This is a genomic window from Pseudomonas hydrolytica, from assembly GCF_021495345.1.
Lineage (GTDB): Bacteria > Pseudomonadota > Gammaproteobacteria > Pseudomonadales > Pseudomonadaceae > Aquipseudomonas > Aquipseudomonas hydrolytica.
Genome location: NZ_CP099397.1, coordinates 3,317,092 through 3,337,110, shown reverse-complemented (window position 1 = coordinate 3,337,110; position 20,019 = coordinate 3,317,092). Strand labels below are relative to the sequence as shown.

The window sequence follows — 20,019 nt, the reverse complement described above, 5'->3', positions numbered from 1 at the left end:
CGAGCGTCGTGTCACTCCGCCCAGAGGCGAATCGGCTTGCCGCTGGCCGGCCACAGCTGCAGTTGGCCAATGCCGTTGAAGTCCCAGCGCTGCACCTCGTCGAGCGCCGCGAGGAAGCGCTGCTCCTGTTCCATCAGCGCTGGTGCGCACATCTTGCGGGTGCTGCCGGCGGGCTCGAAGCTGAGCGCGTCGCCCTTGAGCGAATAGCCGGCGAACCAGTGGTTGCAGCCAGCATGGCCATGGGCGCGGCCGTCGGCGGCGAAGGTGACGGTCAGGTGGCTGCGGTCGATCAGCGGGCGTTCGCCGATCCATTCCACGCGGTAGCTGCGCTCGGTTTCCAGTTGCGGTGCGTCGCTGGCGCAGCCGGTCAGGGCGGCGGCGAGCAGGGCGAAGGGGAGGGTGCGATGCATGGTTTCAGGCCTCCTGGCAGTTGCGGCACAGATGCCGGCCGGCGTCGTTGCGCCAGCCCAGCTCGGCGATGCGGGCCTCGGCGGCCGGGGCTTGCGCCGCCTTGCCGAGCGCCGCATCGACGGCGAATTCGAAGTCCAGCTGCTTGCCGCAGCCGTCGCAGTTCACCTGCCAGTTGTGGATGGCCAGTTCCTTGAACTGCGGGCCCTTGCACACGGCCAGCCATTGGCCGGGCGGGTTGATCAGATGGCGGACCTTTTCCACCTCCAGGCGCATGTGCAGGTCGCGGCTGCCCTTGAGGGTGACCAGAAGCGCGTCACCTGCCTGGATCGAGCCGCCGTTGCCGGTGACCTGATAGCGGCCCGGCGCCAGGGCGCGGCATTCGGTGAGGGTGTGTTGCGGGTTGAGCAGGGAATAACGGAAATCGTGTTCGGCCATGGGTCCTCCGGATCAGCCGGCATGCTATCACGCGCCGGCCTTGACCTCATTGCGCGGGCTGCCGGCGAGCCAGGCGGCGATGTTGTCCAGCGTGGTGCGGGCGATGGCGGCCAGGGCTTCATGGGTAAGAAAGGCCTGGTGCGCGGTGATGATGACGTTGGGGAAGGTCAGCAGGCGGGCCAGGGTGTCGTCCTGCAGCGGCAGGTCGGAATGGTCTTCGAAGAACAGTTCCGATTCCTCTTCGTACACGTCCAGGCCCAGGTAGCCGAGCCGGCCGCTTTTCAGCGCGCCGATCAGCGCCGGGGTGTCGACCAGCGCGCCGCGGCCGGTATTGATCAGCATGACGCCGCGCTTCATCTGCGCCAGGCGAGTGGCATCGATCAGGTGGTAGCTGGCCTCCGTCAACGGGCAGTGCAGGCTGAGGATGTCGCTCTGGCCGATCACCTCGTCCAATGGCGCCTGGCGCGCGCCGATGGCATCGAGCCCGGCGAGCGGGAACGGATCGTAGACCAGCACCTGGCAGCCGAAGCCATGCATGATGCGGGCGAACGCCTGGCCGATCTTGCCGCCGCCTATCACCCCGACAGTCTTGCCGTGCAGGTCGAAGCCGCTCAGCCCGTGCAGCGAGAAATCCCCCTCGCGGGTGCGGTTGAAGGCCCGGTGGATGCGCCGGTTCAGCGCCAGGATCAGCGCCACGGCATGTTCGGCTACCGCATGCGGCGAATAGGCCGGCACGCGTACCACGGGTAGCTGCAGGCGTTGCGCTGCCGCGAGGTCAACATGGTTGTAGCCGGCCGAGCGCAGGGCGATCAGGCGTGTGCCGCCCGCCGCCAGACGCTCCAGCACCGGTGCCGACAGATCATCGTTGATGAAGGCGCAGACCACCTCGCAGCCGTCGGCCAGCGCGGCACTGGCCGCGGTCAGGCGCGTCTCGTGGAACTGCAGCTGCCAGTCTTGCGGGCGTGCGCTGGCGAGGAAGCTGTCGCGGTCATAGGGCTTGCTGCTGAACAGACAGATGCGCATGGCGAGTCCTCAGGCGCTCTGGGCCGTGGCTTCGGTGAGGCGGGCGATGGCTGCGTCCAGTTCGTCCAGCGCGCGCTGAGCCTCCGGGTCATCCTGCTTGAGCAGGGTTTCGCTACGTTGACAGGCGGCGCGCAGTTGCGGCACGCCGCAGTAGCGGGTCGCGCCATGCAGGCGGTGTACGCGCTCGATCAGCGCAGTGCGTTCGCCGGCATCGCGAGCCTGGCGAATGGCCTGGCGATCACCCGGCAGGCCGGCCAGCAGCATGCTCAGCATGTCGGCGGCCAGATCGGCCTTGCCGGCGGCCAGACGCAGCCCTTCCTCGGCGTCGAGCACCTTGATCTGCGAGGGCGCCGGGGCGGGCGATACGGGTTTGTGTGCGGGCTGGTTGCGCAGGCTCAGGCCGGTCCACTTGAGGATGACCTGGCACAGCTGGCGCTCGTTGATCGGTTTGGTCAGGTAGTCGTCCATGCCGCTTTGCAGCAGGGTGCGCTTCTCGTTGGCCAGTGCATGGGCGGTCAGGGCGATGATCGGCGTGGCGCTGCGGCCCTGTTCGCCTTCCCACTGGCGGATGGCCTCGGTGGCCTGACGGCCGTCCATGCCCGGCATCTGCACGTCCATGAACACCAGATCGAAACTGCCGTGCTGCACCGCTTCGATGGCGGCGAAGCCGCTGTCCACGGCCGTGACCTGGGCGCCGAGATCGTCCAGCAGGGTTTGCACCAGCAGCAGGTTGGCCGGGTTGTCGTCGACGCAGAGAATCTGCGGTCTGCGGCCGTTGACCGGCGCGCTGGGCTCGCCGGGCCCGCGCTGGGGGCAGAGCATCTCGACCAGCGCCTTGTGCAGCTTGCGCGTGCACGGCGGTTTGGCCTGCAGCTGGGTGTAGGCATCGGGCAGCGATTCGTGGAACAGCCCCAGTTCGGTGGTCGGGCACAGCACCAGGGTCTTGCAGCCAAGGCGGTCGAGGTCCCAGATGTGTTGCGCCAGCGCCTCGGGCGGCAACTGCTCGGCGGTGATGCCGAGCACTGCCAGGCTCAGCGGCCGTTCGTGCTGATGCTGCTGGCTCACGGCCTCGAGCAGTGGCTGCAGGCCGGCGAAGCTTTCCACCTCGAGACCGCAGTCTTCCAACTGGTGGGTGAGCGCCTGGCGGGCCAGTTCGTGGCTTTCCAGCACCGCCACGCGGCGGCCCTGCAGCGGCGTACGCGGCAGGTCGTCGGCATCGTCGCGGGCTTTCGGCAGGCTCAGGCTGATCCAGAATTCCGAGCCTTCGCCCGGGGTGCTGTCGACGCCGATCTCGCCGCCCATCTGTTCGATCAGGCGCTTGGAGATCACCAGGCCCAGGCCGGTGCCGCCGGCCTGGCGGCTGAGGGAATTGTCGGCCTGGCTAAAGGCCTGGAACAGCGCGCGCAGATCCTCGTCGGACAGGCCGATGCCGGTGTCCATCACGCTGATGCGCAGCTGGGCGCTGTCGACGCTCTCGTCCTCGACCATGGCGCGCATGACGATAGTGCCTTCGCGGGTGAACTTGATGGCGTTGCTGACCAGGTTGGTCAGCACCTGTTTCAGGCGCAGCGGGTCGCCGCGCAGGGCCAGTGGCGTGTCGCGGTAGATCAGGCTGATCAGCTCCAGCTGTTTCTCGTGGGCGGCGGGGGCGAGGATGGTCAGGGTGTCCTGCAGCAGGTCGCGCAGGTTGAAGGGGATGCTCTCCAGCACCAGCTGCCCGGCCTCGATCTTGGAGAAGTCGAGCACCTCGTTGATGATGCCGAGCAGGCTGTCGGCGGATTTCTCGATGGTTGCCAGATAGTCCTGCTGGCGCGGGCTGAGCTCACTCTTCTGCAGCAGGTTGGTGAAGCCGAGAATGCCGTTGAGCGGGGTGCGAATCTCGTGGCTCATGTTGGCCAGGAACTCGGACTTGATGCGGCTGGCCTCCAGGGCTTCCTTGCGCGCGAAGTCCAGCTCGATGTTCTGGATCTCGATGGTTTCGAGGTTCTGCCGCACGTCCTCGGTGGCCTGCTCGATGCTGTGCTGCAGCTCTTCCTGGGCATTCTGCAGCGCCTCGGCCATGCGGTTGATGCCGGCGGCCAGCTCGTCCATCTCATGGCTGCCCAGCGGCGGCAGGCGGGTTTCCAGATGGCCGTCCTTGAGCTGGGCCACGCCGGCCTTGATGGCACGCAGCGGCTCGTTGATGCTGCGGCCCATGCGCAGGGCCAGCAGGGCGGTGACGGCGAGACCGCCGGCGATCAGCAGCAGGCTGGCGAACAGGCTGCGGTAGCCGATCAGCAGCGTGCCCTGGTGCGATAGCTCCAGCTCCACCCAGCCGAGCAGCTGGGCGCTGCGTTCGCTGTCTGCCGAGCGGGTGGCCAGCAGGTGCTGGTCGTAGACCGGCAGCAGAAAGCGCGTGGCATCCTGGCCGCTGAGCAGGCTGATGCCCGGCTGATCGCTGGGCGCAGGGTTGAGCATGCTCGGTCCGGCGTGCGCCAATGGCGCCCGCTCGGCGGCGAGGAAGCTCACCGAACGCACGTCCGGGTGTTCCAGCGACTGCCGCGCGATGCGTTCGAGCAGTACCTTGTCCTGCTGCTGCAGGGCGGGGGCGGCCAGGGGCGCCAGGTGTTCTATCAGCATCTCGCCACGTTGCAGCAGCTGCGCCTGCAGACCGGACAATTGCACCCAGGTGAAGTAGCCACCCAGCACCAGTGCCAGCAGGCTGGTGGGTAGCAGGGTGAGCAGCAGCACGCGGCCTTTGATGCCTAGATCCTTGAACACGATTTTCCTCCTTTATGACATCTGGGCAGTGTAGCGACTCGGCGCGCCGGAATCTGTAGATGAGCGATTGTCGTTTAATAGGTAGAATTGTTCGCATCTACCTTCCCGGTTTGCACCATGATGACCCACGCCTGCCCCTCGGCCCGCATTCTCGCCGTCGAGGACGACCCCCTGCTTGCCAGTCACCTGCAATCGCACCTGGTGGCCCGCGGCTTCGATGTGACCCTCAGCCATGATGGCAGCGAGGGGTTGCGCCTGGCCGAGCGCGAAGATTTCGACCTGATCCTGATGGACATCCTGCTGCCGGGCATCAACGGTCTGGATGCCCTGCAGCAACTGCGCCGGCGCCGCAGCGTGCCAGTGTTGCTGATGTCGGCGCTGGGCGATGAGCAGAATCGCATCGCCGGTTTCAGCCAGGGCGCCGACGATTACCTGCCCAAGCCCTTCAGCCTGGGCGAGCTGAGCGTGCGGGTGGAGGCCATTTTGCGCCGCGTCGCCTACGAGCGCCGTGAGCCGCAGCCGGGCGTTGGCGACGATGCCCTGCAGTTCGACGATGGCCGCAGCGACGTCGCCTACGCCGGTCAGTGGCTCGGTCTGACGCCCAGCGAGTACCGGGTGCTGGAGCTGCTGTGGCGGCACCAGGACGAAGCGCTGAGCAAGCCCTTCCTTTACCAGCAGGCGCTGCGCCGCGCCTATGCCCAGCATGACCGCAGCCTCGACATGCATGTCAGCCACATCCGCCGCAAGCTGCAGGCGGTGGGTTACGAGGCGATGCGGGTGGACACCGTCTGGGGCAAGGGCTACATCCTGGCGCAGGCCGGCGCATGAGCCTGCCGGGTCGGCACTCGCTGCTCTGGCGCCTGGCCGGAGCGCTTGCGCTGTTCTGCCTGCTGCTGGTCAGCCTCTATGCGGATGTCGGTCGGCTGCTGGTCCAGACCGCTTCCTATCTGCCCGAGTCGACTCGGCAGGTGCTGCGCGAGCATGCGCGCGAGGCCGAGGCGGCCTGGCGCGAGGGCGGGAGCGTCGGTGTGGACACCTTTCTCGAGCAGCTGCGCGAGCGCGAGGGAATCTGGGCGGCGGTGGTCGACGAGCACAAGCACTCGCTGTCGTCGATGCCGCTTGACGAGGCGCAGCAGCAGCGCCTGGATTTCGTGCGCAGGCTGGATTTCCCGGTGGGGCGACCGGGCAGCACGCCCACCTTCTATGTGCCGTTCAGCGATGGCCAGGCGCGCCTGGTGCTGGAGCTGCCGCAGCGCCTGGATCCACGGCAGTACGTCGAGCTCTGGGAACTGCTGTTGCAGCGCCTGCTGCCGGCACTTCTGGCCGTGGCCCTGGCTGTGCTGCTCTATCGTCTGCTCATCGCTCCGCTGGCGATGCTGCGCAGGCAGGCCGCGGCGCTGAGTTCCGGCGATCTGTCGGCCAGGCTGGGTCCGCGGGTGACGCAACGCAAGGACGAGCTGGGCGAGCTGGCGCGCAGCTTCGACCATATGGCCGAGCGTCTGCAGGGCACCGTGGCCTTTCAGCGTCAGCTGCTGCGCGACCTGTCCCACGAGCTGCGCACGCCGCTGGCGCGCCTGCGCGTGGCCGGCGAGAGCGAACAGGACGTCGAGGCCCTGCGCCAGCGCCTGGCGCGTGAAGTGCTGCAAATGGAGAAACTGGTGGGCGACGCCCTCGAGCTGGTCTGGCTGGACACCGAAAGGCCCCGCCTGCCGAGCGAGGAGGTGGACGTCGCCCGGCTGTGGGACGTGCTGCGCGAGAATGCCGCGTTCGAAACCGGCTGGCCCGTCGAGCGCATGCCCTGCGACCTGCCCGCCGACTGCCGCGTGATCGGGCACCTCAACGGCCTGGCGCAAGCGCTGGAGAACATCCTGCGCAATGCCATTCGCCACTCGCCGCAGGGTGGCTCGGTACGCCTGGGCGGGCGGCGCGAGGCGGGTGATTGGCTGCTGTGGATCGAGGACCAGGGGCCGGGAGTCGCCGAGAGCGAACTGGAAGCCATCTTCCGCCCCTTCACCCGGCTCAGTGCCGCGCGGCCCGGCGGCGACGGTTTCGGCCTGGGCCTGGCGATTGCCCGCAGCATGGTGGAAACGCAGGGCGGCCGCGTATGGGCGCACAACGGCGAGCCCGGGCTGCGCGTGCATATCCAGCTACCGGCGACCTGAGCCTGCCGCGCAGCGCCGCGTTACGTTCGCCGGGATGCTGCGCTCGCGGGTTCGGCGTATCATGACGCCCCTTCGCGTCAGTCTGGATTCGAGCGACCCATGACCCTGCAATTTCCCACCATCGCCGACTGCATCGGCAACACGCCCCTGGTGCGCCTGCAGCGCCTGGGCGGCGACACCAGCAACACCCTGCTGGTCAAGCTGGAAGGCAACAACCCGGCCGGCTCGGTCAAGGACCGCCCGGCGCTGTCGATGATCAACCGCGCCGAGCTGCGCGGCGATATCCGCCCTGGCGATACCCTGATCGAAGCCACCAGCGGCAATACCGGTATCGCCCTGGCGATGGCGGCGGCGATCAAGGGCTACAAGATGATCCTGATCATGCCGGACAACTCCACCGCCGAACGCAAGTGGGCGATGACCGCCTACGGCGCCGAGCTGATCCTGGTCAGCAAGGAGGAGGGCATGGAGGGCGCGCGTGATCTGGCCGAGAAGCTGCAGGCCGAAGGGCGTGGCAAGGTGCTCGATCAGTTCGCCAATGGCGACAACCCCGAGGCGCACTACAGCGGTACCGGCCCGGAAATCTGGCGCCAGACCGGCGGGACCATCACCCACTTCATCAGCTCCATGGGCACCACCGGCACCATCATGGGCACCTCGCGCTATCTCAAGGAGCAGAACCCGGCGATCCAGATCGTCGGCCTGCAGCCGCAGGAAGGCTCGGCCATCCCCGGCATTCGTCGCTGGCCGCAGGAATACCTGCCGAAGATCTATCAGGCCGAACGGGTCGACCAGGTGATGGACATGGGCCAGGCCGAGGCCGAGCACGTCATGCGTCGTCTGGCGCGGGAAGAGGGCATCTTCTGCGGCGTGTCTTCCGGCGGCTCGGTGGCCGGCATGCTGCGCCTGTCGCAGCAGGTGGAGAACGCGGTGCTGGTGGCGATCATCTGCGATCGCGGCGACCGCTACCTGTCCACCGGCGTTTACCAAGAACCGACCCACTGATGGCCAGACGCAGCTCCAACCTGCGCTTTCAGCCCAGCGGTGGCAGTCGCGCGGCGCAGGTCCCGGTCGGCAAGAAGCAGAAGCTCGCCATCGAGCGCCTGGCCGGTGACGGTCGCGGCATCGCCTTCGAAGGCGGGCGTACCTGGTTCGTCAGCGGCGCCCTGGCTGGCGAGCAGGTCGAGGCGCGGGTGCTCGGCGCCCGCAGCCAGACCGTCGAGGCGCGCGCCGAACGCATCATCGTCGCCAGCAGCGAGCGCCGTGAGGCGCCCTGCATGCATGCCGAGCGCTGTGGCGGTTGCAACCTGCAGCACATGCCGCATGCCGATCAGCTCGCCCTGAAACAGCGCACGCTCACCGAGCAGTTGTCACGTTTGGGTGGCGTGCAGCCGGATGAATGGGCGGCGCCCTTGGTTGGCCCCGAGTTCGGCTACCGCCGCCGCGCGCGGGTTGCCGTGCGCTGGGATGCCAAGGCGCGTCAGCTACAGGTCGGTTTCCGCGCCGAAGCCAGCCAGGACATCGTCGCCATCGACGACTGCCCGGTACTGGTACAGCCCTTGCAGCCGATTTTCAGGGCATTGCCGGCGCTGTTGCGCAGCCTGGAAAAACCGCAGGCGGTCGGGCATGTGGAGCTGTTCAGCGGCACCGCCGAAGCCGTGCTGCTGCGCCATACCGCGCAACTGCCCGAGGCCGACCTGAGCCGTCTGCGCGCCTTCTGCGGCGAGCATCGCGCGCAGCTCTGGCTGCAGGGCGACGGACAGCCAGAGCCCGACGATCCGGCGGCCGAGCTGGGGTTCGAGTTGACGCGCTGGCAGCTGCGGCTGGCCTATCGCCCGGGCGATTTCGTGCAGGTCAACGGTCCGGTCAACGAGGCCATGGTCGCTCAGGCGCTAGACTGGTTGTCAGTGCAACCCGGCGAGCGGGTGCTGGACCTGTTCTGCGGCCTGGGCAATTTCGCCCTGCCGCTGGCGCGTCAGGCAGCCGAAGTGGTGGCTGTGGAAGGTGTCGAGGCGATGGTCGCGCGGGCTGCGGCCAACGCACGGAGCAACGGGCTGGACAATGCGCACTTTTTCCGTGCCGACCTGTCCAACCCGCTGGCCAATGAAACCTGGGCGCGTGGCGGTTTTGCCGCTGTGCTGCTCGATCCGCCGCGCGATGGCGCGCTGGAGGCGGTGCGCGGGATGAGTGCGTTGGGCGCCCGGCGGCTGGTCTACGTCTCCTGCAACCCGACCACCCTGGCGCGCGACGCCGCGGAGCTGGCGCAGCAGGGATACCGGCTGCGCCGTGCCGGGATTCTCGACATGTTCGCGCAGACCGCGCATGTCGAAGCCATGGCGTTGTTCGAAAAGATTTAGCGGTAAGTGGCACGTTCGGTGTCACAGGGACGTACAGGAGGTACGTTCTTTCAGTTAATCCGACCGGCTCAGAGAAGGCCGGCGACTGCTCGGTGCGACCTATGCGCACCGTAGGGAAGGTAAGACGATGGTTCAGGTAAGAGCGCATCAGCCAGTCAACGATGACGGCAGCATCAATCTCGAGGCCTGGCTGGATCATGTCGCCAGCGTCGACCCGGCGCTGGATCGTCAGGCACTGCAAGAGGCCTGCGAATTCGCCCGCGATCTGGAGCAGCAGGCCAACACCACCCAGCATCACTGGAGCGAGGGCGCCTCGACGTTCCGCGCCGGCCTCGACATCGCGGAAATCCTCGCCGACCTCAAGCTCGATCAGGATTCGCTGGTCGCGGCGGTCATCTATCGTGGCGTGCGCGAGGGCAAGATCACCCTGGCCGCGGTGCACCAGCGTTTCGGTCCGGTGGTGGCCAAGCTGATCGAAGGCGTGCTGCGCATGGCGGCGATCAGCGCCAGTATCAATCCGCGTGAATCGGTGGTGGTCGGCTCGCAGACGCAGGTAGAGAACCTGCGCAAGATGCTGGTGGCCATGGTCGACGACGTGCGCGTGGCGCTGATCAAGCTGGCCGAACGCACCTGCGCCATCCGCGCGGTCAAGGAAGCCGACGAAGAGAAACGCCAGCGTGTGGCGCGCGAGGTGTTCGACATCTATGCACCGCTGGCCCACCGCCTGGGCATCGGCCATATCAAGTGGGAGCTGGAAGACCTGTCCTTCCGCTACCTGGAGCCGGAGCAGTACAAGCAGATCGCCAAGCTGCTGCACGAGCGTCGTCTGGATCGCGAACAGTACATCAACGACGCCATGGCCCATCTGCGCCAGGAGCTGGAAGCCACCGGCATCAAGGCCGATATCAGCGGCCGGGCGAAACACATCTATTCGATCTGGCGCAAGATGCAGCGCAAGGGCCTGCAGTTCAGCCAGATCTACGACGTGCGTGCGGTGCGCGTGCTGGTGCCGGAGGTGCGTGACTGCTACACCACCCTGGGTATCGTGCACACCCTGTGGCGGCACATTCCCAAGGAGTTCGACGACTACATCGCCAACCCCAAGGAGAACGGCTACCGCTCGCTGCATACTGCCGTGCTCGGCCCGGAAGGCAAGGTGCTGGAAGTGCAGATCCGCACCCACTCCATGCACGAAGAAGCCGAACTGGGCGTGTGCGCGCACTGGCGCTACAAGGGCACCGACGTCAAGTCCGGCTCCAACCACTATGAAGAGAAGATTTCCTGGCTGCGTCAGGTTATCGAGTGGCACGAGGAGCTGGGCGATATCGGCGGTCTGGCCGAACAGCTGCGCGTGGACATCGAGCCGGATCGGGTCTACGTCTTCACCCCCGACGGCCACGCCATCGACCTGCCCAAGGGGGCCACGCCGCTGGACTTCGCCTACCGCGTGCACACCGAGATCGGTCACAACTGCCGCGGCGCCAAGATCAACGGCCGTATCGTGCCGCTGACCTACAGTCTGCAGACCGGCGAGCAGGTGGAGATCATCACCAGCAAGCAGGGCTCGCCGAGTCGCGACTGGCTCAACCCCAACCTGGGCTACGTCACCACCAGCCGCGCGCGGGCCAAGATCGTCCACTGGTTCAAGCTGCAGGACCGCGACCAGAACGTCGCTGCCGGCAAGCAGCTGCTCGAACGCGAGCTGGCGCGCCTGGCCCTGCACGGCGTGGATTTCGACAAGCTGGCCGAGAAGGCCAACCTGAAAATCGCCGAGGACCTGTTCGCGGCGCTGGGTGCCGGCGACGTGCGCCTGGCGCATGCGGTCAACCTGGCCCAGCAGCTGGTCGAACCGGAGCGCAGCAGCGAGCAGCTCGAACTGATCCCGCGCAAGGCGCAGGGCTTCAAGCCGGGCAAGCGCGGCGACATCCAGATCCAGGGTGTCGGCAACCTGTTGACGCAGATGGCCGGCTGCTGCCAGCCGCTGCCGGGAGATCCCATCGTCGGCTACATCACCCTCGGTCGTGGCGTCACCATTCATCGCCAGGATTGCCCCACCGCGCTGCAGCAGTCCGCGCGCGAGCCGGAACGGATGATCCAGGTGAGCTGGGGGCCGGTGCCGGTGCAGACCTACCCGGTGGAAATTGTCATCAAGGCGTACGACCGCTCCGGTCTGCTGCGTGACGTCACCCAGGTGCTGCTCAACGAGAAGCTCAACGTGCTGGCGGTCAACACGCGCTCGAATAAGGAGGACAACACCGCCTCCATGTCGATCACCGTGGAGATTCCCGGGCTCGATGCGCTTGGCCGTCTGCTGGCGCGTATCGGCCAGTTGCCCAATATCATCGAGGCGCGTCGCCACCGCGTGGCCTAGCAGGAAGCTTTCATGTACCAACTCGACGACCTGCTGCACCTGATGGCGCGTCTGCGCGATCCGCAACACGGCTGCCCCTGGGACCTCAAGCAAAGCTACGCCACCATCGTGCCCTACACCCTGGAGGAGGCGTATGAGGTCGCCGACGCCATCGAGCGCGGCGACTTCGAGCACCTGCCCGGCGAGCTGGGCGACCTGCTGTTTCAGGTGGTCTATTACAGCCAGCTGGCGCAGGAAGAGGGGCGTTTCGATTTCGCGCGGGTAGTCGACGGCATCACCGCCAAGCTGATCCGCCGTCACCCGCACGTATTCCCCGACGGCGACCTGTATGGCGCGCCGGATGCGGCCAGGCTGGAGGAGGCCGCGGTCAAGCAGCGCTGGGAAGAACTCAAGGCCCTGGAGCGCGCCGAAAAGGCCGCCGCCCCCGAGCAGCTGTCGCTGCTCGATGACGTACCCGCCGCATTGCCGGCGCTTTCGCGCGCGGCCAAGTTGCAAAAGCGTGCGGCCCAGGTCGGTTTCGACTGGCCCGAAGCACTGCCGGTGGTGGACAAGGTGCGCGAAGAGCTGGACGAGGTGCTCGAAGCCATGAGCGAGAACGATGCCGAGGCGGTTGCCGAGGAAATCGGCGATCTGCTGTTCGTCGTCACCAACCTGGCGCGGCACCTGAAGGTCGACCCGGAAGCCGCGCTGCGCGCTGCCAATGGCAAGTTCGAACGACGCTTTCGTTTCATCGAGCAAAGCGTGCGGGAAGCCGGGCGCAGCCTGGACGGCTGCTCGCTGGAGGAGCTGGACGCCCTGTGGGGCGAGGCCAAGAAGCTGGAGAAACAGGCGCCCGGTTGCTGAACGCCATATCCGGGAACGGCTGACTCGCCCCTCCTGACGTGCATCCCGGCTACGGCTTGGTTTTCGGGCTGGAGCCGCTGCGCCTTAGCCCTTATGCTGGGCGCCTTGGACTGGCAGCGTGAATCGTCGCTGCCGCAACAAAATCATGTTCGGGATCTTTAGCCATGGGTCTTTCCCTGCGCGACCAGCTGCTCAAAGCCGGCCTGGTCAACGAAAAACAGGCCAAGCAGGTTGGCAAGCAGCAGCAGAAGCAGAAGCGTCTGGCGCACAAGGGCCAGGCCGAACTGGACGACAGCGCACGCCAGGCTGCGCTGCAGGCGCAGGCCGAAAAGGCCGCGCGTGATCAGGAGCTCAATCGTCAGCAGCAGGAAAAGGCCGAACAGAAGGCCCGTGCGGCGCAGATCAAGCAACTGATCGAGCGCTCGCGCCTGCCCAAGCTCGACGGCGACGACTACTACAACTTCGTCGATGACAAGAAGGTCAAACGCCTGCCGGTCAACACCATGATGCGCAACAAGCTGTCCAACGGCTGGCTGGCCATCGTCCGCCATGGCGGTGGTTATGAGGTCATTCCGCGTGAAGCCGCGCTGAAGATCCAGGAGCGCGATGCCTCGCGCATCGTTCTGCTCAATACCCACGTCGAAGCGCCGGACACCGACGATCCCTACGCGGCCTATCAGATTCCCGATGATCTGATGTGGTAACGCCCTAGGGTGCGCCGTGCGCGACGCATTGCGCGCACCCTACCTCGACCTTTGGGTCAATCCAGCGGCAGCTCGGTGGTGCGTTTGACCTCGCTCATGGCGATATGCGAGTGCGCCTCCTGCACGTGCGGGCGCTGCAGCAGGTGGTCGCGTAGGAAGCGCTCGTAGTCGGCGATGTCGCGCGCCACCACCTTGAGCAGGTAGTCCGAGCCGCCGGCCATGGTGTAGCACTCCAGCACCTGCGGGTAGCCCACCACCGCCTGCTCGAACTCTTCCAGATTGCCGCGGCCATGGGCCGACAGCTTGATGTCGACGAACACCGTCATGCCCAGGCCCAGCTGCTTGGGGTTGAGCAGGGCGACCTTGCGTTCGATCAGGCCTTCCTCCTGCATGCGGTGAATCCGCCGCCAGCACGGCGATTGCGACAGCTCGACCTTTTCCGCCACCTCGGCGGCGGACAGGTCGGCGTCGTGCTGCAGCAGGCGAAGAATCTTGCGGTCGATGGGGCTCAGCTTGTCCTGCATGACTGTTTCCATTTTCTTGTGATTGTTGGAAGGATCATGCGCAGTATCAGCAATCCGGCCCGCAAATAGAAAGAAAAAAGCGGAACTCCTCGGTCATGATCTTTGCCAGTCGTCCCGTACAGCGATCCTGGCGGGGCAGAACAGGGTGGCACCTACCGTTGCCATCCCCGCTCTCCATAAGAATAAGAGGAGCACCCCATGTCACTGGCCGAGATCCGCCTGGATGACAAGTACCGTCTCGCCACCGGTCACCTCTACCTGACCGGCACCCAGGCGCTGACCCGCCTGCCCATGCTGCAGAAACAGCGTGACGCCGCCCATGGTCTGAACACCGCCTGCTTCATTTCCGGTTACCGCGGCTCGCCGCTGGGCAACCTGGACAAGAGCCTGTGGGACGCCAAGCAGTACCTCAAGGACAACCACATCCACTTCCAGCCCGGGGTCAACGAAGAGTTGGCCGCCACCGCCTGCTGGGGTAGTCAGCAGACCAGCCTGTTCCCCGGCGCGCGCTACGACGGCGTGTTCGCCATGTGGTACGGCAAAGGCCCGGGTGTGGATCGCTGCGGCGACGTGTTCAAGCACGGCAACTCGGCCGGCGTATCGCCGCATGGCGGCGTGCTGCTGCTGGCCGGCGACGACCATGGCTGCAAGTCCTCGAGCATCGCCCACCAGAGCGAGCACGCTTTTATCGCCGCCTCGATCCCGGTGCTGAACCCGGCCAACGTTCAGGAGATCCTCGACTACGGCATCATCGGCTGGGAACTGTCGCGCTACAGCGGTTGCTGGGTGGCGCTGAAGACCATCGCCGAGAACGTCGATTCCTCGGCCGTGGTGGATGTCGACCCGCTGCGGGTCGAGGTGAAGATTCCCACCGACTTCAAGCTGCCGGAAGACGGCGTGCATATCCGCTGGCCGGACCCGCCCCTGGTCCAGGAAAAGCGCCTCAACACTTACAAGATCTACGCCGCGCGCGCCTTCGCCCTGGCCAACAACCTCAACCAGATCAAGCTCGATTCGCCCAACCCGCGCCTGGGTATCATCACCACCGGCAAGTCCTACCTGGATGTACGTCAGGCGCTCAACGACCTCGGTCTGGACGAGCAGCTCTGTGCCCAGGTCGGCCTGCGCGTGCTCAAGGTCGGCATGAGCTGGCCGCTGGAGCCGGTGTCGGTGCACGAGTTCGCCGAGGGCCTGGACGAGATCCTGGTGGTGGAGGAAAAGCGCAGCATCATCGAGGACCAACTGACCGGTCAGCTGTACAACTGGCCGGTGGGCAAGCGCCCGCGAGTGGTGGGCGAGTTCGATGAGGGCGGCAATTCGCTGCTGCCGAACCTCTCCGAGCTGACCCCGGCGATGATCGCCCGGGTTATTGCCAAGCGTCTGGCGCCGATCTATTCCAGCCCGGTGATCGAGGAACGCCTGGCCTTCCTCGCCGCCAAGGAGGCGGCGCTGGCTGCGCCCAAGCACCACACCGCGCGCACCCCGCATTTCTGCTCCGGCTGCCCGCACAACAGCTCGACCAAGCTGCCGGAAGGCAGCCGCGCCCTGGGCGGCATCGGTTGCCACTACATGACCCAGTGGATGGACCGCAACACCGACACCTTCACCCAGATGGGCGGCGAGGGCGCCACCTGGATCGGCCAGGCGCCGTTCACCGACACCCCGCACGTGTTCCAGAACCTCGGCGACGGCACCTACTTCCATTCCGGCCAGCTGGCCCTGCGCGCCTCGGTCGCCGCCGGGGTCAACATCACCTACAAGATTCTCTACAACGACGCGGTGGCCATGACCGGCGGCCAGCCCATCGACGGCGAGCTGCGCATCGACCAGCTCAGCCAGCAGGTCTATGCCGAGGGGGTCAAGCGCATCGCCCTGGTCAGCGACGAGCCGGACAAGTACCCGACCCGCGCCACCTTCGCGCCCATCGTCACCTTCCACCATCGCCGCGAGCTGGACGCCGTGCAGCGTGAGCTGCGCGAGTTCAAGGGCGTGTCGGTGATCCTCTACGACCAGACCTGCGCCACCGAGAAGCGCCGCCGGCGCAAGCGCGGCAAGCTGGTCGACCCGGCCAAGCGCGCCTTTATCAACCCGGCGGTGTGCGAGGGCTGCGGCGACTGCAGCGTCAAGTCCAACTGCCTGTCGGTGCTGCCGCTGGAGACCGAGCTGGGGCGCAAGCGCGAGATCGACCAGAACGCCTGCAACAAGGATTTCAGCTGCCTGGAAGGCTTCTGCCCGAGCTTCGTCACCGTGCATGGCGGTAGTCTGCGCAAGCCGGAGGCGGTTGGCCTGGGCGCGCTCTTCATCGCCCTGCCGGAGCCGCGCCAGCCTGCGCTGGAGCGTCCGTGGAACATCCTCCTGCCCGGCGTCGGCGGCAGCGGCGTGACCACGGTCGGCGCGCTGCTGGGCATGGCCGCGCATATCGAAGGCAAGGGCTGCACGGTGCTGGATCAGGCCGGCCTGGCGCAGAAGTTCGGCCCGGTGGTCACCCATATCCGCATCGCCGCCAAACAGGACGATATCTACGCGGTGCGCATCGCCGCCGGCGAGACCGATCTGCTGCTCGGTTGCGACCTGGTGGTTTCCGCCAGCGAAGAGGCCCTGGCCAAGCTCAACGACAAGATTGCCCATGCGCTGGTCAACAGTCATGAGGCGGCCACCGCCGAGTTCACCCGCAACCCCGATGCCCAGGTGCCCGGCGCCGCCATGCGCGAGGCCATCATCGAGGCCGTCGGCGCGGCCAAGACCCAGTTCGTCGATGCCACCCGCCTGGCCACCCGCCTGCTTGGCGACAGCATCGCCACCAACCTGTTTATGCTCGGTTTCGCTTATCAGAAGGGTTTGGTTCCCGTCTCCGCCGAGGCGATCAACAAGGCCATCGAACTCAATGGCGTGGCGGTGCAGCTCAATCAGCAGGCGTTCCTCTGGGGCCGTCGCGCGGCCCACGACCTGGCCGCGGTGGAGAAGCTGGCCGCGCCCAAGGTGGTCGAGGCGCCGCGTTGCCAGAGCCTGGAGGAGATCGTCGAGGATCGTGTGCAGCGTCTGAGTGCTTACCAGAACGCCGCCTACGCCGCGCGCTACCGCGAGCTGGTCGAGCGCGTGCGCCAGGCCGACACTGACGCCGAGCAGCGCCTGAGCAAGGCCGTAGCACGCTATTACTTCAAGCTCCTGGCCTACAAGGACGAGTACGAGGTGGCGCGCCTGTATAGCGACGCCGCCTTCCGCAAGCAGCTCGAGGCGCAGTTCGAAGGCGACTACCAGCTGCAGTTCCACCTGGCGCCGAGCTGGCTGAGCAAGCCCGATCCGGTCACCGGTCAGCCGCGCAAGCGCGCCTTCGGTCCCTGGATGCTCAAGGCCTTCGGCGTGCTGGCGCGCTTCAAGTTCCTGCGCGGCACGGTGCTCGATCCGTTTGGCCACAGCGCCGAGCGCAAGCTCGAACGCGAGCTGATCGAGGAGTACGAGGCGACCGTCGCCTATCTGCTCGCCGAGCTCGATGCCGGCAACTACCGCACGGCGGTGGCGCTGGCCGAGATTCCCGAGCAGATCCGCGGCTACGGCCACGTCAAGGAAGCGGCGCTGGCCAAGGCACGCGAGCAGGCCGCGCAGCTCAAGGCGCGCATGGCCGTCAGCGAAATCGCCGCGGTGCAGCTGTTCGAACCGGCCGCCTGATCCTTCCCCCGTCACCCCTTGCCACCCCCTCCCGTCTGGGAGCGGGGCGGCCTTTTACAACAAGAAAACCGAGGTAACCGATGTCCGTCTTCACCCACGTCGACTTCGATCAGCACGAACAGGTGGTCTACGGCCACGACAAGGCCAGCGGCCTGAAAGCCATCATCGCCATCCACGACAGCACCCTCGGCCCGGCCCTGGGCGGCTGCCGCATGTGGAACTACGCCTCGGACGAGGAGGCGCTGCGCGACGTGCTGCGCCTGTCGCGCGGCATGACCTACAAGTCGGCCCTGGCGCGCCTGCCGCTGGGTGGCGGCAAGGCGGTGATCATCGGCGATCCGCACACCGGCAAGAGCGCGGCGCTGTTCCAGGCCATGGGCGATTTCGTCGACAGCCTCGGCGGGCGCTACATCACCGCGGCGGACTCCGGCACCGGCGTGGCCGAGATGCAGATCATGGCCGAACGCACCCGCCACGTGGCTGGCGCCGGCCAGCGCGAGGCCTTCGACGGCGGCAGCCGCGATGGCGACCCGTCACCGTCCACCGCCTATGGCGTGTGCATTGGCATCCAGGCGGCGGTAGCCCATCGTCTCGGTCGCCAGGATCTTTCCGGCATCCGCGTGGCCATCCAGGGCGTCGGCCAGGTCGGCTTCGGCCTGGCCAAGCTGCTCAAGGACGCCGGTGCCCAGCTGTGGGTGACCGATATCCAGGCCGCCAACGTGCAGCGCGCGGTCGCCCAGCTCGGCGCCACCGCGGTCGGCCAGCACGATATCTACGGCCTCGATGTGGACGTCTTCGCCCCCTGCGCCCTCGGCGCCATCGTCAATCCGCAGACCCTGGAGGCGCTGCGCGCGCCGATCATCGCCGGCGCCGCCAACAACCAGCTGGCCGACGCCAGCCTGGCCGAGACCCTGCGTCGCCGCGAGTGCCTGTATGCGCCGGATTACGCGATCAACGCCGGCGGCATCATCGATGTCTGCTACGAGCGCACCGGCGGCAGCGCCGCCCAGCTCAAGGCGCATATCGAAGGCATCGGCCCGACCCTGACGGAGATCTTCCAGCGCGCCGAGCGCGAGGGCGCGACCACCACCGCCATCGCCGACCGCATGGCCCGCGAGCGTCTGCAGGGCGGTCTGTGAGCCATGGATAGGCAATAACGCTGGTGGGCATGGCGCACCCTACGAGATGAGGTGCGTCGTGCGCACCAAGCGGGGTGGCCCGACCACCCCAGGCTTCTGACTTTTTCACAACAACAAGAGGGCAAGTCCCAATGAGTCAAGACAGCATCGCCACCGGCACCTTCGCCGGTGCCTCCAGCAGCGCCGGCCGAGGCCTGTGGTCGTCGCGCTGGGTGTTCTTCCTCGCCGCCACCGGCTCGGCCGTGGGCCTGGGCAATATCTGGAAGTTTCCCTATATCACCGGACAGAACGGCGGCGGCGCCTTCGTCCTGGTCTACCTGGCGTGCATCCTCGCCATCGGCATCCCGCTGCTGATGACCGAGGTGATGATCGGCCGCCGCGGTCGTGCCAATCCGGAAGGCGCCTTCGCGGCGCTGGCCAGGGAAGCACGGGCCAGTCGGCACTGGCGCTGGCTGGGTACGCTGGTGGTGCTGACCGGCTTTCTCATCCTCAGTTTCTATGCGGTGATCGCCGGTTGGGCCGTGGCCTATACACCCACGGCCATGACCGGTGGCTTCGCCGGGCTGAACGGGGAGAGCAGCGGTGCACTGTTCGGCGCCATGCTGGCCGACCCCTGGACGCTGGCCGGCTACGGCACCCTGGTGCTGGTACTGACCCTCGGCATCGTCGCCTTCGGCGTGCGCGGCGGCCTGGAGCGCTCGCTGCGTTTCCTCATGCCGGGGCTGTTCGTCCTGCTGCTGGTGCTGGTGGGCTATGCCGCCACCACCGGGCATTTCATGCAGGCGGTGCACTTTCTCTTCGACGCCGATTTCAGCAAGCTCAGCGCCGCGGGCGTGCTGGCCGCGCTTGGCCATGCCTTCTTCACCCTGAGTCTGGCCAGCGGCGCGATGATGGCCTACGGCTCCTACCTGCCGGCCGGCACCTCGATCGCCAAGACCGCGCTGATGGTCGCGCTGGCCGATACCGGCGTGGCGCTGCTGGCCGGCCTGGCGATCTTCCCGCTGGTGTTCGCCAACGGCCTGGAGCCGGGCGCAGGGCCGGGGCTGATCTTCGTCACCCTGCCGATCGCCTTCGGCCAGATGCCCCTGGGCCAACTGGTCGGCGGGCTGTTCTTCATCATGCTGGCGATCGCCGCGCTGACTTCGGCGATTTCCCTGAGCGAGCCGACCATCGCCTGGCTGACCGAGAAGTTCGGTATCAGCCGCTTCAAGGCGGTAGCGCTCAGCGGTATCGCCCTGTGGCTGCTGAGCCTGGGCACGGTGCTGTCGTTCAATGCCTGGAGCGAGGTGACTCTGCTGGGCAAGACCTTCTTCGACAGCCTGGATTTCCTCACCACCAACCTGCTGATGCCGCTGGGCGGCCTGGCCACCGTGCTGTTCGCCGGCTGGGCGCTGAGCCGCAAGACCGTGCAGCAGTCCATCGGCATCGACCAGCCGCAGCTGTTCTCGCTGTGGTGGCAGGTGCTGCGCGTGATCACCCCGCTGGGCATCCTGGTGGTGTTCCTGCACAGCCTCGGGTTGTTTTGAGTGAGGCAGCGCCCACCTCCGAGGCGGATGGGCTCGATGTGGACTCGTCGCGCTTTTGTCGCGCTGCAAGCTTGGCTGCGGCATGACAAAAGCGCGCG

The 20,019-nt window shown here is 66.8% G+C and carries 15 protein-coding genes; 10 read left to right on the top strand and 5 right to left on the bottom strand.

Annotated features, from left to right (window positions below):
• Window positions 1-11 precede the first annotated feature (11 nt).
• From L1F06_RS15395 to L1F06_RS15380, 4 genes are read right to left on the bottom strand one after another with little or no spacing between them, the layout of a single operon-like run.
• Window positions 12-410: an META domain-containing protein gene (locus L1F06_RS15395; RefSeq protein WP_096826170.1), complete on the bottom strand. Its 399-nt coding sequence runs from the start codon at window positions 408-410 to the stop codon at window positions 12-14.
• A gap of 4 nt (window positions 411-414) precedes the next feature.
• A complete protein-coding gene (locus L1F06_RS15390; RefSeq protein ID WP_129482148.1) occupies window positions 415-846 on the bottom strand; it encodes a hypothetical protein in 432 nt (143 codons plus the stop codon).
• 27 nt (window positions 847-873) lie between these two features.
• Window positions 874-1,869 carry a 2-hydroxyacid dehydrogenase gene (locus tag L1F06_RS15385; protein ID WP_129482149.1) on the bottom strand — a complete coding sequence of 332 codons (996 nt, stop codon included), beginning with the start codon at window positions 1,867-1,869 and terminating at the stop codon, window positions 874-876.
• Window positions 1,870-1,878: 9 nt separating this feature from the next.
• Complete coding sequence (locus tag L1F06_RS15380; protein ID WP_129482150.1) at window positions 1,879-4,629, bottom strand: response regulator; 2,751 nt, start codon at window positions 4,627-4,629, stop codon at window positions 1,879-1,881.
• Between the two features lie 117 nt (window positions 4,630-4,746).
• Here L1F06_RS15380 and L1F06_RS15375 point away from each other — a divergent pair, with 117 nt between their 5' ends.
• From L1F06_RS15375 to L1F06_RS15345, 7 genes are all read left to right on the top strand, one after another.
• A complete protein-coding gene (locus L1F06_RS15375; protein ID WP_129482151.1) occupies window positions 4,747-5,457 on the top strand; it encodes a response regulator transcription factor in 711 nt (236 codons plus the stop codon).
• Window positions 5,454-6,791, top strand: coding sequence for a sensor histidine kinase (locus L1F06_RS15370; RefSeq protein WP_129482152.1), 1,338 nt, complete (start codon window positions 5,454-5,456; stop codon window positions 6,789-6,791). The genes L1F06_RS15375 and L1F06_RS15370 overlap by 4 nt, the downstream gene beginning before the upstream one ends.
• Window positions 6,792-6,890: 99 nt before the next feature.
• Window positions 6,891-7,796, top strand: coding sequence for a cysteine synthase CysM (gene cysM / locus L1F06_RS15365; RefSeq protein ID WP_012018246.1), 906 nt, complete (start codon window positions 6,891-6,893; stop codon window positions 7,794-7,796).
• Window positions 7,796-9,148, top strand: a complete 1,353-nt coding sequence (gene rlmD, locus L1F06_RS15360) for a 23S rRNA (uracil(1939)-C(5))-methyltransferase RlmD (RefSeq protein WP_129482153.1) — start codon at window positions 7,796-7,798, stop codon at window positions 9,146-9,148. The genes cysM and rlmD overlap by 1 nt, the downstream gene beginning before the upstream one ends.
• Before the next feature lie 127 nt (window positions 9,149-9,275).
• Window positions 9,276-11,519, top strand: coding sequence for a GTP diphosphokinase (relA, locus tag L1F06_RS15355; protein WP_129482154.1), 2,244 nt, complete (start codon window positions 9,276-9,278; stop codon window positions 11,517-11,519).
• A gap of 12 nt (window positions 11,520-11,531) precedes the next feature.
• A complete protein-coding gene (gene mazG / locus L1F06_RS15350) occupies window positions 11,532-12,362 on the top strand; it encodes a nucleoside triphosphate pyrophosphohydrolase (protein WP_129482155.1) in 831 nt (276 codons plus the stop codon).
• Window positions 12,363-12,526: 164 nt separating this feature from the next.
• Entirely contained in the window at window positions 12,527-13,066 is a 540-nt protein-coding gene (locus L1F06_RS15345; RefSeq protein WP_003247034.1) for a DUF2058 domain-containing protein, read from the top strand.
• A gap of 56 nt (window positions 13,067-13,122) precedes the next feature.
• Here the strand turns inward: L1F06_RS15345 and L1F06_RS15340 are convergent, their stop codons facing one another.
• The gene (locus L1F06_RS15340; RefSeq protein WP_003247035.1) at window positions 13,123-13,590 is read right to left on the bottom strand and encodes an Lrp/AsnC family transcriptional regulator; all 468 of its coding nucleotides are present in this window, start codon (window positions 13,588-13,590) and stop codon (window positions 13,123-13,125) included.
• A gap of 198 nt (window positions 13,591-13,788) precedes the next feature.
• Between L1F06_RS15340 and L1F06_RS15335 the strand changes: the two genes are divergently transcribed.
• The 3 genes from L1F06_RS15335 (at window position 13,789) to L1F06_RS15325 (ending at window position 19,921) form a co-directional block, all read left to right on the top strand.
• Window positions 13,789-17,256, top strand: a complete 3,468-nt coding sequence (locus L1F06_RS15335; protein ID WP_129482156.1) for an indolepyruvate ferredoxin oxidoreductase family protein — start codon at window positions 13,789-13,791, stop codon at window positions 17,254-17,256.
• 80 nt (window positions 17,257-17,336) lie between these two features.
• Window positions 17,337-18,395 carry a Leu/Phe/Val dehydrogenase gene (locus L1F06_RS15330; RefSeq protein ID WP_129482157.1) on the top strand — a complete coding sequence of 353 codons (1,059 nt, stop codon included), beginning with the start codon at window positions 17,337-17,339 and terminating at the stop codon, window positions 18,393-18,395.
• Between the two features lie 131 nt (window positions 18,396-18,526).
• Entirely contained in the window at window positions 18,527-19,921 is a 1,395-nt protein-coding gene (locus L1F06_RS15325; RefSeq protein ID WP_129482158.1) for a sodium-dependent transporter, read from the top strand.
• The last annotated feature ends 98 nt before the right edge of the window (window positions 19,922-20,019 follow it).